The organism is Flavobacterium amnicola, from assembly GCF_004122165.1.
GTDB lineage: Bacteria > Bacteroidota > Bacteroidia > Flavobacteriales > Flavobacteriaceae > Flavobacterium > Flavobacterium amnicola.
The window spans coordinates 1-16,185 of sequence record NZ_SBKO01000006.1 but is presented as its reverse complement, the minus strand read 5'-3'; the positions used below and the strand labels follow the sequence as shown (position 1 = coordinate 16,185).

The 16,185-nt window shown below is 35.0% G+C and carries 17 protein-coding genes and 1 pseudogene; 12 read left to right on the top strand and 6 right to left on the bottom strand.

Going from position 1 to position 16,185, the window contains the following annotated elements; all coding sequences use genetic code 11:
• Positions 1-34: 34 nt before the first annotated feature.
• Complete coding sequence (locus tag EQG63_RS11415) at positions 35-1,819, top strand: adenylate/guanylate cyclase domain-containing protein (RefSeq protein ID WP_235827832.1); 1,785 nt, start codon at positions 35-37, stop codon at positions 1,817-1,819.
• Here the strand turns inward: EQG63_RS11415 and EQG63_RS11410 are convergent.
• The gene (locus EQG63_RS11410) at positions 1,779-2,384 is read right to left on the bottom strand and encodes an NUDIX hydrolase (protein WP_129436506.1); all 606 of its coding nucleotides are present in this window, start codon (positions 2,382-2,384) and stop codon (positions 1,779-1,781) included. The genes EQG63_RS11415 and EQG63_RS11410 overlap by 41 nt on opposite strands.
• A gap of 7 nt (positions 2,385-2,391) precedes the next feature.
• On the opposite strand from EQG63_RS11410, the gene pyrE reads away from it, so the two are divergent.
• Together pyrE and EQG63_RS11400 are read left to right on the top strand one after the other, a co-directional pair.
• Positions 2,392-3,039, top strand: a complete 648-nt coding sequence (gene pyrE, locus EQG63_RS11405; protein WP_129436505.1) for an orotate phosphoribosyltransferase — start codon at positions 2,392-2,394, stop codon at positions 3,037-3,039.
• 90 nt (positions 3,040-3,129) lie between these two features.
• Positions 3,130-3,522: an SRPBCC family protein gene (locus tag EQG63_RS11400; RefSeq protein ID WP_129436504.1), complete on the top strand. Its 393-nt coding sequence runs from the start codon at positions 3,130-3,132 to the stop codon at positions 3,520-3,522.
• A 56-nt stretch (positions 3,523-3,578) separates the two neighbouring features.
• Here the strand turns inward: EQG63_RS11400 and EQG63_RS11395 are convergent, their stop codons facing one another.
• The gene (locus EQG63_RS11395; protein ID WP_129436503.1) at positions 3,579-4,310 is read right to left on the bottom strand and encodes a biotin--[acetyl-CoA-carboxylase] ligase; all 732 of its coding nucleotides are present in this window, start codon (positions 4,308-4,310) and stop codon (positions 3,579-3,581) included.
• A 97-nt stretch (positions 4,311-4,407) separates the two neighbouring features.
• Between EQG63_RS11395 and rsfS the strand changes: the two genes are divergently transcribed.
• The 8 genes from rsfS to EQG63_RS11355 all read left to right on the top strand — a co-directional run bounded on the left by rsfS (position 4,408) and on the right by EQG63_RS11355 (position 10,464).
• Positions 4,408-4,779, top strand: a complete 372-nt coding sequence (gene rsfS / locus EQG63_RS11390) for a ribosome silencing factor (protein WP_129436502.1) — start codon at positions 4,408-4,410, stop codon at positions 4,777-4,779.
• Between the two features lie 13 nt (positions 4,780-4,792).
• The gene (ftsH, locus tag EQG63_RS11385; protein ID WP_129436501.1) at positions 4,793-6,715 is read left to right on the top strand and encodes an ATP-dependent zinc metalloprotease FtsH; all 1,923 of its coding nucleotides are present in this window, start codon (positions 4,793-4,795) and stop codon (positions 6,713-6,715) included.
• Between the two features lie 109 nt (positions 6,716-6,824).
• Positions 6,825-7,430 (top strand): LUD domain-containing protein, encoded by a 606-nt coding sequence (locus tag EQG63_RS11380; protein WP_129436500.1) that lies wholly within the window; start codon positions 6,825-6,827, stop codon positions 7,428-7,430.
• Position 7,431: 1 nt separating this feature from the next.
• The gene (locus tag EQG63_RS11375) at positions 7,432-8,250 is read left to right on the top strand and encodes a phosphatidate cytidylyltransferase (protein ID WP_129436499.1); all 819 of its coding nucleotides are present in this window, start codon (positions 7,432-7,434) and stop codon (positions 8,248-8,250) included.
• Entirely contained in the window at positions 8,240-8,890 is a 651-nt protein-coding gene (locus EQG63_RS11370) for a phosphatidylserine decarboxylase family protein (protein WP_129436498.1), read from the top strand. The genes EQG63_RS11375 and EQG63_RS11370 overlap by 11 nt, the downstream gene beginning before the upstream one ends.
• A gap of 1 nt (position 8,891) precedes the next feature.
• Positions 8,892-9,161, top strand: coding sequence for an acyl-CoA-binding protein (locus EQG63_RS11365; protein WP_129436497.1), 270 nt, complete (start codon positions 8,892-8,894; stop codon positions 9,159-9,161).
• A 1-nt stretch (position 9,162) separates the two neighbouring features.
• A complete protein-coding gene (locus tag EQG63_RS11360; protein ID WP_129436496.1) occupies positions 9,163-10,020 on the top strand; it encodes a superoxide dismutase in 858 nt (285 codons plus the stop codon).
• 18 nt (positions 10,021-10,038) lie between these two features.
• Positions 10,039-10,464: a DUF2059 domain-containing protein gene (locus tag EQG63_RS11355; protein ID WP_129436495.1), complete on the top strand. Its 426-nt coding sequence runs from the start codon at positions 10,039-10,041 to the stop codon at positions 10,462-10,464.
• Positions 10,465-10,511: 47 nt separating this feature from the next.
• Here the strand turns inward: EQG63_RS11355 and lgt are convergent, their stop codons facing one another.
• From lgt to folE, 4 genes are all read right to left on the bottom strand, one after another.
• A complete protein-coding gene (gene lgt, locus EQG63_RS11350) occupies positions 10,512-11,435 on the bottom strand; it encodes a prolipoprotein diacylglyceryl transferase (RefSeq protein ID WP_129436494.1) in 924 nt (307 codons plus the stop codon).
• Positions 11,436-11,501: 66 nt separating this feature from the next.
• A complete protein-coding gene (gene yidD / locus EQG63_RS11345) occupies positions 11,502-11,726 on the bottom strand; it encodes a membrane protein insertion efficiency factor YidD (RefSeq protein ID WP_129436493.1) in 225 nt (74 codons plus the stop codon).
• Between the two features lie 6 nt (positions 11,727-11,732).
• Positions 11,733-13,214 (bottom strand): cysteine--tRNA ligase, encoded by a 1,482-nt coding sequence (gene cysS / locus EQG63_RS11340; RefSeq protein WP_129436492.1) that lies wholly within the window; start codon positions 13,212-13,214, stop codon positions 11,733-11,735.
• 111 nt (positions 13,215-13,325) lie between these two features.
• The gene (gene folE, locus EQG63_RS11335) at positions 13,326-13,997 is read right to left on the bottom strand and encodes a GTP cyclohydrolase I FolE (RefSeq protein WP_129436491.1); all 672 of its coding nucleotides are present in this window, start codon (positions 13,995-13,997) and stop codon (positions 13,326-13,328) included.
• Between the two features lie 174 nt (positions 13,998-14,171).
• Here folE and EQG63_RS11330 point away from each other — a divergent pair.
• Positions 14,172-16,185: pseudogene (locus EQG63_RS11330) on the top strand (hypothetical protein); the annotation flags it as partial.

Below are 16,185 nucleotides of genomic sequence, written 5' to 3'. Positions count from 1 at the left end.
GATTTCAATAAATTGTGTTTGCCAAAGTCAAAAAGTGGCAGATAGCCTCTTGGTTATTTACGAAAAAAATAAATTTCTAAGTACTACCGAAAAATTGGAATTACTTAGAAATTTATCTTTTAATGAAACGAACAATTTGCAAAAGTCTATAAAGTTTGCAGAGGAACTTATTCTGTTTTCTCATCAAGAAAAAAACTATTTGTATTTGTATAGAGGTTATATCCAAAAAGGCAATAAGCTTAGATTGTTAGGAGAATTAAAGGAAGCTTTAGAATCCTACTTTAAAAGTTTAGATGCAGCCACCAAAGCGAAATTGCCTACCGGACAAGGTCTTGCTTATTCAACGATTGCCGATGTGTATTCTGAATTTGGAAATTCAAAAAATGCTCAAATTTATTATGCTAAAGCCGTTAAAATACTACGAAAAACAAATGACACCATAGGCTTGGCTTCTACTTTGTTAAATTCTGGAGATGCTTATATTAATTCAGGAAATCTTCTATTGGCCAAAGAAAAAACAGAAGAAGCCAAAACTATTTTCAAACAAGTCCACTACGAAAGTGGTGAAGCGTATGCTCTAGGGAATTTAGGAATGATTTATGCCAAACAAGGAAATGACAAACAAGCAGAGATCAACATTACAAAAGCTATTAAACTATTAGAAAAAATTGAAGATTATTACCCTATTTGTGTATACCTCACGTACATGTCGGACATCTATTTGGAAAAAGGGAATAAAACTGCAGCTTTAAATTATTTAATAAACAGCTTGTCTTTAGCCAAGACGCATGGTCTGAAAAAAGAAATCAGCGAAGCCAACTTAAAGTTATCCCAATTGTATGACAAATTAGGAAAACCAAAGGAATCGTTAGGCCATTTACAAAATCACATCATTTACAGAGACAGTTTAAAGAATTTAGAAACCGTTCAAAAAATTGCAGATATGCGCACTGATTTTGAAGTTTCTCAAAAACAAGCCGAAGTAGATTTACTAAGCCAACAAAAAAAGAACCAGCGTATTGTAGTTTTTGCCACTATTATAGCCTTAGGATGTATTGCATTTGTTGCATTTGGCTTGTACAGACGCAATAAATTTGTACAAAAAACCAATAAAATAATCGATTATGAAAGAAAACGTTCGGATGATTTACTTCGTAATATTTTACCAGAAAGCACTGCCGAAGAATTAAAAGTGAACGGAAAAGTGAAAGCCAAACGATTTCAATCGGTTACCGTTTTATTCACCGATTTTCATGGATTTACACATTATGCTGAAAATCTACCTCCGGAAAAGCTAGTCGAAAGTGTCGATTTTTATTTTTCAAAGTTTGATGAAATTATTGAAAAGTATGAGTTGGAAAAAATAAAAACTATCGGTGATGCGTATATGTGTGCTGGAGGGTTGCCTTTTCCAACAGAAGACCATGCCTTAAAAACAGTACAAGCCGCTATAGAAATTGCTTCTTTTGTAGAAGAAACAAGACGGTTGAATGCGTTTAATGAGACTTCTTTCGAAATTCGTCTAGGAATAAATTCAGGTCCGGTAGTGGCAGGAGTAGTTGGGACTAAGAAATTTGCCTATGACATTTGGGGAGATACTGTAAATATAGCGTCTCGATTAGAATCCAATTCAGAATCAGGAAAAATTAATATTTCTGAAAGTACTTATGCCTTGGTTAAAGATACTTTTGATTGTGAATATCGAGGTGAAATTATTGTAAAAAACAAAGGGCTGATGAAAATGTATTTTTTGAATCCTGTTCAAGTCAAAAAAAGAATTACTCCTGCAGTTTCTTCTCTTCTTCAAACAACAATTTAATGTTTTCGTATGAATTTTTTAAAGCGTCTTCAATTTGATCTGGGTTTAACCAAGCCACTTTTTCAATTCCTTCTTCGATTTGCCCCACTGGAGTTCCATCAAAGTCAGTTTGCATTTCAAACCATTGTGTGATTTTAAGTCGGTATTTGCCACTACGTTTGAAGATGTGGTAGGTTTTTTGAAGTTTTTGTGTGATTTCTAATCCATTAACACCAGTTTCTTCTTCCACTTCACGCATAGCGGTGTTCTCAATTTCTTCATTTTTGTTCATACCTCCTTTGGGTAAATCCCATTTTCCACCTCTAAAAATGAAAAGCACTTCTCCTTTTTTATTGTACACCAATCCGCCACCTGCATGGTTGACTTTTATTTTTGTTTTTAAAGTATTCAGAATTTCTTTTTCGTCCGGATGGTACAAATAAGCCTTTTGAATTTTATTCTGAAAATAATTCACAATAAGCTGTTCAATGTCAATGCTTTCAAGTAAAAAAAACTTAAAATCGGTCTCTTTAACAATTTGATTTGTTAAGAAAAGAGGTTTATCGTTCACAAAAACTTTATACATTTGCAGTATGATTTTTAATAAAGACACAGCGACCAAAACAGCCGAATTGCTTTTACAAATAAATGCAATTAAATTGAATTCTAAAAATCCTTTTACATGGGCTTCGGGATGGAAATCTCCGATTTACTGTGATAATAGGGTAATTCTTTCATTTCCAGCGATACGAAATTTTATAAAAGACGAATTTGCGAAGAATATTGAAAAGCAATTTGGAAAACCCGATGTTATTGCAGGGGTTGCCACAGGTGCTATTGGAGTTGGAATTCTTGTTGCACAGGAGTTGGGACTTCCTTTTGTATACGTTCGCCCGGAACCTAAAAAACACGGACGCTTGAATCAAGTGGAAGGTTTTTTACAAAAAGGACAAAATGTAGTAGTGGTAGAAGATTTAATTAGCACAGGAAACAGTAGTTTAATGGCGGTTGAGGCGTTACGTAATGAAGGTGCCAACATCAAAGGGATGGCAGCCGTTTTTACCTATGGTTTTGATATTGCGACGACCAATTTTAAAAATGCTAATGTTGATTTGTATACCTTGAGCAACTACGAAAACTTATTAGATTTGGCAGTGGCCAAAGAATACATTACCGAAAACGAACAAGATTTGCTTAAAGAATGGCGTAAAAATCCATCGGAGTGGAGTGTTGAGGTATAGTTTTTGTAATAAATTTTATTCGTAAACGTCAAAAAATATAAATTGTTTTTCTAACAATCTAAAAGTCTAATAATCTAACAATCTAATGCAATGAATTTAGAAAGTCCAAAAGTTACGGTTCAAAAATCGGCCGAATATATGTTTAACGAATTGTCTCAAGTTAAAAACTTTGAGAAATTAATGCCCGAGAACATTGCAAAATTTGAAGTAATTGATGAAAATTGTTTCGAATTTGGTTTAAAAGGAATGCCAGAAATAAAATTGGTTAAAAAAGAAGCGGTAGCCAATTCTAAAATTGTTTTAGGAGCAGCATCAAGCAAATTGCCTTTTACCTTAACGGCTAATTTAAATGAAACCACTGCTGATTCAACAGATATTCAATTGAATTTTGATGGTGAATTTAACGCGATGATGGCCATGATGATTAAAGGTCCAATCTCTAAATTCATTGAAACTTTAGCAGAAAATATGCATAAATTGTAATAACCTCCTACAACATAAAAAAAACCTTCTTGAGCAATCAAGAAGGTTTTTTTCGTTTAATAAATCATCGAAATTTCTTTGATTCCATATTCGTGAATGCTGTCATCTTCCAGCATGACTTGCAGTTGACCGTTTTTGTTTACGGCCTGTATTATTCCCATGAATTTTTCCTGATTGTTATTTTCAAAAACCACAGGTTTACCAATTTTAAAAAGCAGTTCATGATAGGATTTCCAAAGCAAATCTACTTCTTTGTTTTTTATCTTTTCAGTATACATTTGCAGATGTGTTACAATTTCTTCCAAAATGGCTTCAATCTCAAAATCTTGATTCATAATATTTTTCAAAGAGGTGGCTTTTGGCAGTTTTTCAAAATCGGTTTGATTGATATTCAACCCAATTCCGACAATCGATTCGATGTTTCCTTTTTCTTTAAATACATTTTCAATTAATATGCCAGCTATTTTCTTGTTATCTGACATAATGTCGTTGGGCCATTTTATAGACAAGGCAGGAATATTTATTTTTTTTAACGCGTTAATTATAGATAAACTTACCGCAATATTTAACTCAAAAATAGCCTCATAGTTGTTCAAGGTTTTTTTTATTAAAATACTGGTTATTAGGTTTTTAGACTCTTCTGTTTCCCAAATTGCACCCATTTGACCTCTGCCTTTTGTTTGTTTTTTGGCAGTGACAATCGTAAAGTTTTCTACTGATTGATGTTGTAATAATCCCTTTAAGAAATCATTTGTAGAATCTATGGCATCGAGTTTGATTGTTTTCATATGTCAGATTTTGAAACAGTGTCGAAGTATATCATATTTATCGTCAAAATAAAGACAAAATTCAATAACTTTGCAAAAATAATAGATTAAGAGATAGATGGCCAAAAAAGCAGCAGAAAACGATATTTTACTAGCAAATATCATTAAAGGGATTGAAGATGTAAAAGGAAACGATATAGATATTCTTGATTTAAGAGAACTGGAAAATACGGTTTGCGATTATTTTGTGGTGTGTAACGGAAATTCGAACACACAAGTAAATGCAATTGTAAATTCAGTTCAAAAATCAGTTTCAAAAGAACTCAAAGAAAAACCTTGGCATGTTGAAGGTACAGAAAACGGAGAATGGGTTTTGATGGATTATGTACACATTGTGGTACACGTATTTCAAAAACATATTCGTGAGTACTATAACATAGAAAGTCTTTGGGGTGATGCAAAAATCACAACTATTGAAAACAAATATTAACACATAAATATCTATGTCAAAAGAAAATAAACAAAAAAATTTCAAATTTAATCCGTGGTGGATTTACGGAGTTGTTGGAATTATTTTTTTAGGAATGTATCTTTCCGATCAATCGCGTTGGTCTGTTCCTCAAAAAACTACCATTTCTAAATTTTATCAGTTTTTAGATTCTTCACAAGTTGAAAAAGTAGTTGTTTATAACAAAAATTCGGCAGAAGTTTTTCTAAAACCGGCTGCTCTAAAGTCAAAAACACATAACAAAATTGAACCTACTGATGTGTTGGGTAATCCCAATATAGGACCTCATTATACCTTAGAAATTGGAAATGATGAGATTTTCCAAAACAAATTAGACGAAGCACAAAAAGCAAATAAGTTGGCTTCTTACGATTACAAAACATCGGGGGATTGGACGGATATTTTGACTTCCTTTTTACCAATAATTATACTGGTTGGTTTCTGGATATTTATGATGCGACGCATGTCTGGCGGAGGCGCTGGAGGTGGCGGAGGTCAGATTTTTAGCATCGGAAAATCAAAAGCAAAATTGTTTGATGAAAAAAACGATGTTAAAACAACTTTCAAAGATGTCGCTGGTTTAGAAGGCGCCAAAGAAGAAATTCAAGAAATTGTAGAGTTCCTTAAAAATCCACAAAAATATACCAATTTAGGAGGTAAAATTCCTAAAGGTGCTTTGTTGGTTGGACCTCCTGGAACAGGGAAAACCTTGTTAGCAAAAGCCGTTGCTGGTGAAGCACAAGTGCCTTTCTTTTCATTGTCAGGTTCCGATTTTGTCGAAATGTTTGTTGGAGTAGGAGCATCACGTGTTCGCGATTTGTTCAAACAAGCCAAAGAAAAATCACCGGCGATTATTTTTATTGACGAAATTGATGCGGTTGGTCGTGCTCGTGGGAAGAATAATTTCTCAGGTTCTAACGACGAACGTGAAAATACATTAAACCAATTATTGACAGAAATGGATGGATTTGGTACTGATACAAGTGTTATTGTATTGGCTGCTACCAACCGTGCCGATGTATTGGATAAAGCCTTAATGCGTGCCGGACGTTTTGACCGTCAAATATATGTTGACCTTCCAGATGTTCGTGAGCGTAAAGAAATTTTCGAAGTGCATTTAGCGCCACTTAAAAAAGTGGAAGGTTTGGATACCGATTTCTTAGCGAAACAAACGCCAGGTTTTTCGGGAGCTGATATCGCCAATGTATGTAACGAAGCAGCTTTAATTGCAGCGCGTAATAACAAAGAAGCAGTGGATAAACAAGATTTCTTGGATGCTGTAGATAGAATTGTAGGCGGATTAGAAAAAAAGAATAAAATCATTACTCCAGAAGAGAAAAAAGCAATTGCTATTCACGAAGCTGGACATGCCACGGTGAGTTGGATGTTGGAACATGCAGCGCCACTTATTAAAGTGACTATTGTGCCTCGTGGACAAAGTTTAGGTGCGGCTTGGTATTTGCCAGAAGAGCGTCAAATTGTACGTCCGAACCAAATGCTTGATGAAATGTGTGCCACTATGGGTGGTCGTGCAGCTGAGAAAGTTATTTTTGATAATATTTCAACGGGTGCATTAAGTGATTTGGAAAAAGTAACCAAACAAGCGCGTGCGATGGTTACCGTGTATGGATTGAATGATAAGTTAGGAAATATTACCTATTACGATTCTTCAGGACAAACCGATTATAATTTTTCGAAACCGTATTCAGAAGAAACGGCTAGAACCATCGATCAAGAGATTTCAATTCTTATTGAAGCGCAGTACCAACGTGCGATTATGATTCTTCAAGAGAATAAAGACAAGCTAAATCAATTGGCTGATATTTTAATCGAAAAAGAAGTCATTTTTAAAGACGATTTGGAAACTATATTCGGAAAACGTCCATTTGACAAAGTTTCTCACGAAGAAATTGTTTAAAACTTAGTTAATAAAATCAATAAAAAACTCAATCTAATGTTAAAATTAGATTGAGTTTTTTTTATCTTTGAGGTTAATACCAACAACTGCCAGTATTTATAAGCGATATATGAGTCTTTTTAGAAAAATATTTGGATCTAGTAGTGACGCAGCAAGCGAAGCGAACGAAAATTCCTATAATCCGTTTCAAGATGTACACTCTCAACTTCCAGCCGATGAGCAGTTTACTCATAACTTCAAGAAAAACGGAGGTAAGTTTTTGTACTGCGAAAATATTGCCGAACTAAACGAACAGTTTGAAAATATATTAGAAGAAAACGATTGGTTTGAATCGGAAGCCCTGTGTTTAGAATCGCGTCTTTTTAATATGCTAGACGATAATAATATTTCTCGAACCAATGTTGCCAAACCAAGCTTTTTATTGGCCAGTTGCGAGAATTTAATTGCCGAAGAAGGTTCGGTTTTGTTTTCCTCAAATCAAATCAAACAAAACAAGCCAAACGATTTGCCAGATAGCATCGTTATTGTAGCGACGACAAGTCAAATTATCGTTAGCAAAAGTGATGGTTTAAGAGAAATTAAAAAGCGTTATACTACCGATTATCCAACGAATATAACGACTATAAAATACTTCGAAAAAGTAAAAGAAGAAGATTTCTTACACTACGGAAGTTCTCCGAAAAATTTATATTTACTACTTCTTGAAGATTTATAAAATGAATGAAAACGTAGTACGTTCATTGTCAGGAATTGTTTACATTTTCTTGCTCATCTTTGCCACGCTATTTTCCAGAGAATCATTCTTGATTTTATTTGGTTTATTTTTGTTGCAAACGGTTAGCGAATTTTCTGCTTTAATTCAATTGCCTAAAATAGCTTCTTTGCTTGTTTCTGGAGTTTTGTATTTACTTTTTGGTGTATTTTTCTCGAATCAATGGTCTACAGATTTAGGGTTGCTTTTGGCTTCCATTTTTGTATGTGGCCAGTTATTGCTTTGGTTGTTTTCCAAAGTATCGAAGCCTATTGTTACCAGTACCGAGAAATGGGTAAAGCTTATTGGTTATATCGTTTTACCATTTGTTTTTATCTCTAAAATTCCAATGTTAAGCAATCAGTTTATTCCTTCAATAATTATTGGTATCTTTATCTTGATTTGGACAAATGACACCTTTGCCTATTTGGTTGGAAAATCGATTGGAAAAAATAAGTTATTTGAAAGAATCTCACCTAAGAAAACCATTGAAGGTTTTGTTGGAGGATTGGTTTTTGCTATTATTGTTGCCTTTTTATTGTCGAAAAGTACCACATTTGGAAGTTTTTTTAGTAGTAAGTATTGGATTCCTATTGCTATAATTGCTAGTATTTTTGGTACAATAGGCGATTTAATTGAGTCAAAGTTTAAACGAATTGCAGGGGTGAAAGACAGTGGTACCATTATGCCAGGTCATGGTGGAATTTATGATCGTTTGGATAGTATTATATTTGTAGCACCATTCGTTTTTTTATTTTTAAAAATTATAAGTTATGTTTCATAAAGAAGGAAGTAAGATTATTTTATTTGCATCAGTACTATTAGTTGCAATACTTTTATTAGCAGGAGAGTTAATTGACATTGCTTGGTTGCGAATGGCTATTCAGTTAATTGGATTGTTTTTCTATGTAATGATTCTTCAATTCTTTAGAAATCCTAACAGAACCATTGCGCCTAATGAAAATTCAATCGTAGCTCCAGTAGACGGAAAAGTGGTAGTAATCGAAGAAGTTTTCGAAGAGGAATATTTCAAAGACAAGCGTTTGATGGTTTCTATTTTTATGTCACCTATCAATGTACACGTCACGCGTTATGCCGTTTCAGGAAAAGTAAAGTATAGTAAGTATCATCCAGGTAAATATTTGGTGGCTTGGCATCCAAAAGCTAGTACCGAAAATGAACGTACTTCAGTAGTGATTGAAAATAGTGTTTTTGGTGAAATCATGTACCGTCAAATTGCAGGTGCGTTGGCCAAAAGAATTGTAAACTATGCGCAAGAAGGAGATGTTGCCGTGCAAGGAACTGATGCTGGTTTTATAAAATTTGGTTCGCGTGTTGATTTGTATTTGCCTCTAGGGACAAAAGTCAATGTAAAACTTCAAGAGAAAGCGATCGGTAATAAAACAATAATTGCTTTAGGGTAATATGCCTGAAAAAGATTTAGATACTCAATTTAAAGAAGCATTTGAAAGAGCTTCGAACATGGAGCAAGATTCCTTGCCTCAGGATGTTATGCTTCGTTTGTATGCCTATTACAAGCAAGCTACTTTTGGTGGATTTGGAAGTGTAAACTATTCGAGTCAAGATGTTCGTGATGCTTTTAAAACCAATGCTTGGCTACAGGTAAGCAATATGAGTGAAGAGGATTCGAAAATAGCCTATATAGAACTTGTTAACGAAATACTAGGAAAATAATATGAGAAATAAGGCCGTTTTATTTTTGACAGTATTTGCTTCAATGGTTGCTTGTAAAAAAGATACCTTGGTTGAAGTAGTGGATGTTCCAGCAACTCCTATTGTTGCTATCGAACAAAAAGGTGGTAAACCATCTGATTTAAAGGCTGCCGAAGGTGCTTTCGAACTTTATGCGCTACCTTTTAGTTATCAAGCTTTAGAACCTCATGTTGACGCAACAACAATGGAATTGCATTATGCCAAACATTTGTTGCCTTATGTAAACGCGCTGAATAAATCCATCATAGGGAAGAAATACGAATCAATGGAAATTGTAGATGTTCTTAAAAATCTAAATTTTTCAGACGTTGATGTTCGAAACAATGCCGGCGCGGTGTACAATCATAACTTCTTTTTTGAATCTATGGCGCCCAAAGCGGGAGGAGAACCGGAAGGGGAGTTGTTAGATGCTATTACTAGAGATTTTGGCTCTTATGATGAATTTGTGCGCCAATTTGCGGAAACTTCAGTGAAATTGCAAGGTTCGGGTTGGATCTGGTTGTTGTCGGATAAATACGGAAGATTGCGAATTATTACTACGCCTAATAATGATAGTCCGCAAACAAAAGGTTTAGGTATTGTTGGGATTCCGTTGTTGAATTTAGACGTTTGGGAGCATGCTTATTACCTTAAATTCCAAAATAAAAAAAGAGAGTATGCTTATACCTTTTTTAGTGTGGTCAATTGGGACAAAGTAGAAGAGCGTTACGGCGCTTTTTCAAAATCATCGGCACCTGCTGCCACAACCCCAAGTACTACAACAGAAACGATAGAAGTGCCTGTAGAAACGACTCTGAAAGTCGAAGAAAAATCAAATTAATTTAAAATTTTATAGTAAATGAAGAAGGCATTTTTTATTGTGTCGGTATTGTTCTATGTTAATAGTTATTCGCAATCAGAATCAAAAAAAGCAAAGATTTTGGAAATGATTTCTTTAACGGGAGTGGATAAAATTGGGGTACAAATGATGGATAATATCATGAATAGTTTTAGAAATAGAGATAATAGTATCCCGGATGATTTTTGGATCGAAGTAAAGAAAGAAGTAAATTCAGAAGAGTTAATCAATCTTTATGTTCCTATCTATGATAAATATTATACCGAAGAAGATTTAGAGAATTTGGTGAAGTTTTACAAATCACCTACTGGAAAAAAAGTCACTTCAATTATGCCACAAATGATGAACGAGTCAATGGAAATTGGAAAGAAATGGGGGCAGGAGTTGGCCCAAAAAGTAATTCAAAAATTAGAGAATAGAAAATAAAAAAAATCCCGAGTAATCGGGATTTTTTTATGAGGGAAGGTTATGGTTTAAACCGTTTGCTTTTTCGAATTCCAGATAAAATACAATCCGGCTATTATAAATGGAATACTCAACCATTGTCCAGTTGAAAGTAATCCTAAAGTGTTTTCAAATCCGCCTTGACTTTCTTTAACTGATTCTACAATAATTCTCACCGTAAATAAAGTCACTAAAAAAGTACCAAATAATAATCCTTGTTTGTTTCTTGCTTCTGTTTTCCAATACATGTAAAATAAGATACCAAAAACAAAAATATACCCAAATGCTTCATAGAGTTGGGATGGATGTTTGGGTAATATGGCTTCAATTGTAGTGGAAAATTGTGGGTCGGTAGTAAGTGCTTTATACGCTTCTTTCGGATTGCCAATACCCGTCATTTCCATAGCTTTATTTTTACTAATCGCATCTTGTACAAACTTGATTCCGAAAGGGGAAGTAGTGATGTCTCCCACAATTTCCGAATTGAAAAAGTTGCCCAAACGTACGAAAATAGCACCACTCGCTACTGGGATGACCACTCGGTCTAAAACCCAAAGAATAGGTCTTTTGATGATGTTTTTCGAATAAAAATACATGAAAATAATCACTGAAATAGCCGCACCATGACTGGCTAATCCTTGAAAACCAGTAAATTCAAATTCAGGTTTGAAACGTACCGGAAGTAATATTTCACCTAAATTTTGACTGTAATATTCCCAGTCATAAAAGAATACATGACCTAAACGAGCGCCTAGTAAAACCGAAATCACCATCCATACAAACAGTGAATCTAATTTTTCTAAAGATTCGTTTTCACGGATGAAAATCTTTTTTGTGATATAAAAACCTAAGGAAAAAGCAACAACAAACATCAAGCTGTAAAAACGTAAGTTTAATGGACCAAGTTCGATTCCTTCCGAAGGATTCCAAACGATATAAAGTAAATTATTCATAGTATTTTTTCGATTGAATCAAAAATAGTGTTTTAATTCGTAATTCGTAATTTTTAATTCGAAATTCTAGGGTACAGGATCATAACCGCTACCTCCCCAGGGATGACAACTTAGTATTCTTTTTGTTCCTAGATATAACCCTTTAAGTACTCCATGTTTTTTTAATGCCTCTACCATGTAGTGGGAACAAGTGGGTTGGTACCGACAAGTAGCGGGTAGTAATGGTGAAATAATAATCTGATAAAAACGTACCAGAAATAAAAAAGGTGCTATGAGGATTTTTTTTAGCATTTTCAATTAAAATGTAAAACTTGTTCCGTCTTTTCCGTCTTTAAGAATGATGCCTAATGCTGCCAATTGGTCACGAATCTCATCTGATAAAGCCCAGTTTTTATTAGCACGTGCTTCCTCTCTCATTTTGATTAACATTTCAACAACACCGGATAATTTATCAGAATTATTAGCGGTTTCCGACTCGTTTTGAATACCTAAAACATCAAAAACAAATGAAGTTAAAGTTGTTTTTAATAGCGTCAAATCTTCCGTTGTGATAGATTCCTTTCCATCATTCAATAAATTCACAAATCGAATTCCTTCAAATAAAGTGGCAATTAAAATAGGTGTATTAAAATCGTCATTCATTGCTTCATAACAACTGTTTCTCCAAGATGTAATATCAAGGGTAGAGTTATTTTTTGTCGGAATACTATCAATCAACTTGATGCCTTCCATCAAACGAGAAAAACCTTTCTCGCTGGCTACCATAGCATCGTTTGAAATGTCTAAAACACTTCTATAGTGCGCTTGCATAAAGCAAAAACGTACAATGCTTGGGTGGAATGCTTTTTCAAAAAAAGTATTTTCACCATTGATTAATTCCATTGGTAAAATATAATTTCCAGTCGATTTACTCATACGCAAACCATTCATTGTTAGCATGTTGGTATGCATCCAGTATTTTACAGGAGTTGTTCCATTGCAAGCTTTTCCTTGTGCGATTTCACATTCGTGGTGTGGGAATTTCAAATCCATTCCGCCGCCATGTATATCAAACGTTTCACCCAAATACTTGGTACTCATGGCTGTACATTCTAAATGCCATCCTGGGAATCCTTCTCCCCAAGGGGAATTCCAACGCATGATATGAGCTGGAGAAGCACTTTTCCATAAGGCAAAATCTTGCGGATTTTTCTTTTCGTTTTGTCCGTCAAGATCGCGGGTATTGGCAAAAAGTTCATCCACATTACGATTACTTAATTCGCCATAATTCAATCCTCTTTTGTTGTATTCTTGTACGTCAAAATACACCGAACCTTGACTCTCATAAGCAAAACCATCCGCAATTAACTTTTGGGTCAATTCGATTTGTTCTATAATATGACCCGTTGCTGTAGGTTCAATAGTGGGTGGTAAAAAATTGAATACATTCAAAACCTTATGAAAATCGACAGTATACTTCTGTACCACTTCCATCGGTTCTAGTTTTTCCAGACGCGATTGTTTTACAAATCGGTCGTTGTCTACATTTCCGTCATCGGTCAAATGCCCAGCATCGGTAATGTTTCGTACATAACGCACCTTATATCCTAAATGTAAAAAATAACGATAAATCATGTCGAAACTCATAAAGGTGCGCACATTTCCTAAGTGCACATTGCTGTAAACCGTAGGGCCACACACATACATACCAATATTTCCTTCGTGAATAGGTGCGAAGTTTTGCTTTTCACCCGAAATCGTATTGTAAACCTGTAATGAGTTTGATTTATATGAAGTCATTTTATAAGGAGCTATTTCCTGCTATTCGCTGTATCTGTCATTGCGAGGAACGAAGCAATCTAAAATTGTTGTTCTTTTCGCAATGTCAGGATGCCGCTTCTATCAGGGCTATTAAAATTTTGTATCTAATTTAATGTAATCTAAAAATTCGCGACGTGTTTTTTCTTCTTTGAATTTTCCGCCAAATTCGGCAGTAACCGTGCTACTTTCAATGTCTTTTATACCGCGAGAATTCACGCATAAGTGTTTGGCATCCATTACGCAAGCCACATCTTCAGTACCTAAGGCTTTTTGTAATTCTTGAACGATTTGCATCGTTAAACGCTCCTGTACTTGAGGTCTTTTGGCATAGTAATCTACGATTCGGTTCATTTTGGATAAACCGATTACCTTTCCATTAGAAATGTAGGCCACATGAGCACGACCTATAATAGGTAATAAATGATGCTCACAAGTGGAATACACAGTAATGTTTTTTTCCACTAACATTTCATTGTATTTGTAATGATTTTCGAACGTAGAAGAACCCGGTTTTTTGTTGGGGTGCAATCCGCCAAAAATCTCTTTGACAAACATTTTAGCTACTCGGTTTGGAGTGCCACTAAGACTGTCATCTGTCAAATCCATTCCCAAAGTGGTTAAAATACTTTCAACATCTTTTTTGATAGATTCTATTTTTTGTTCGTCAGTTAAATCAAACGCATCTTTACGCAACGGGTTTGTTGCACTGGTTGCTATATGGTTGTTTCCGATTTCTTCTTGAAAATCTTCGTTTTGTGCCATTAAATAAGGTAATTTAAAGTAAAAAGTATAAAAAATAAGATGCAAATATAAGGTTTTACTTGCAACTAATAATCGTTAAAATGCAAAAATAATTGTTCAGTTCTAGTATAATTTATTGAAAAATACTTAAATTTCGAAGTTTTTATTAAAACCCTACCAAAACATAATATATTTATGAAAAAAATAATACAATTTTTATTTACTGTTATTGTTTCGCAAACTATATTTTCACAAAACGTAACAGTTACTATTGATGCACCTTTACCAGTTTGTAATTCGGGTGATTGTACCACTTTACAAGCTAATTTTAATAATACACAACCTACAGGGACGTATACCGTTGCATCAATTCCTTATAATCCTTTATTTATTACTACAGGTGGAACTTTGATTACGTCAACTAATTCTGATGATATTTGGTCGGATGTAGCTTTTACATTGCCTTTTAATTTCTGTTTTTACGGTCAAACGTATAATTCGGTTTTAATTGGTTCTAATGGAGTGGTTCATTTTCCAAATGGTTCTCAGTCAGCTGCCGGTTTTTGTCCTTGGAGTTATACTGCAACTATACCTAATGCAACGTTTCCTATTAGAAATGCCATTTATGGAGTCTATCAAGATACAGATATCAGAACTCCTCCAGTTACAAATGGTGCAGTTCAAAACGTAAATTATTATATTGCAGGAACCGCACCTAATAGAGTCTTTGTAGCTAATTTTAACCAATTGCCACAATTTAGTTGTGGTGCAGGAGTTGGGTTGCAAACTACTCAGGTTATTTTATATGAAACGACCAATGTAATTGATGTATTGGTTAAAAATAGAACCTCTTGTACTACTTGGAATGGAGGAAGAGGCGTTATTGGTGTTCAAAACGGCACGGGTACTCAAGCGGTAGTGCCTACAGGAAGAAATACGGGAACATGGTCCGCTGTTAATGAGGCATGGCGCTTTACGCCAGCGCAAGCGGGACCAACCAATACAACCTTAAGTTGGTTGGCGAATGGAGTGCCAATACCAGGGAGTACGAATGTAAACCCATTATCGGTTTGTCCTACAGTAGCTACAACCTACACGGCACAAGTAGATTATTTGCAATGTGATGGTTTGAATAAAACGGTAACTGATAATGTTTCGGTTGGTCCGGAACCACCACTACCAACTTTAAATCCACAAAATATTGTACAATGTACTTCAGGGGCTGGTCCTTATACCTTTAATATTAATCAAAATACCTACATGTTAAATGGGGCGCCAGCAAGTGATTATGTTTTTTATTACTATGTTGATAATGCTGGAGTGCCAGGGACTCAAATTCCAAACGGAACACTTGCTTCTTATACTCCTGCATCTACTGTTTATCCTCAAACGATTTGGGTAATGGTGGAAGATCAAAATACAACAGGTTGTACTAATTTGAGATCATTTACAATTAATGTTGTAGGTGCTCCAGGCGGAAGTTTCTCCTATGCAAGTCCTTTTTGTGATAGCGAAACAACTCCTCAAGCTCCAACATTAACCGGTTTAACTTCTGGGGGGACATATTCGTCATCACCAGCAGGCTTGATAATCAATTCGGCCACAGGAGCAATCACTCCAAATGGAAGTACTCCTAATACATATACCATTAATTATAATATTCCTGCTACGGGTACTTGTCCTGCTTATGCAGCGCCACCTGTAAGTGTAACAATTAACGCTTCGCCAGTAGCTCCAACTGTAAATACAGTACCAGCTACTTGTTCGTCAGATAGTGTAACTACGATTACTAATTACAACGCAACTTACACTTATACTTTTACTCCAGCGGGTCCAACAGTAGGAGCTTTAGGAGTAATAAACGGAATGATAACAGGAACATCCTATACGGTAATTGGAAATAATGGAAGTTGTGATTCACCAGCTTCAGTATCATTTATTAAAGATGATATGTTAGTGACTCCGGTTACACCAACTATAATTCCGACTCCAGCTACTTGTACGACCGACGGAATTAGTACAATTTCAAATTACAATGCAACATATACCTATAATTTCTTACCTCCAGGTCCAACAGTCGGAACAACAGGAATAATAAGTGGTATGACGGTTGGAGCATCTTATACAGTTAATGCAAGTTTAGGAACATGTAATTCTCCTACCACGCTTCCATTTTTCAATGCACCAATGGCCGTTGCACCAGTAGCGC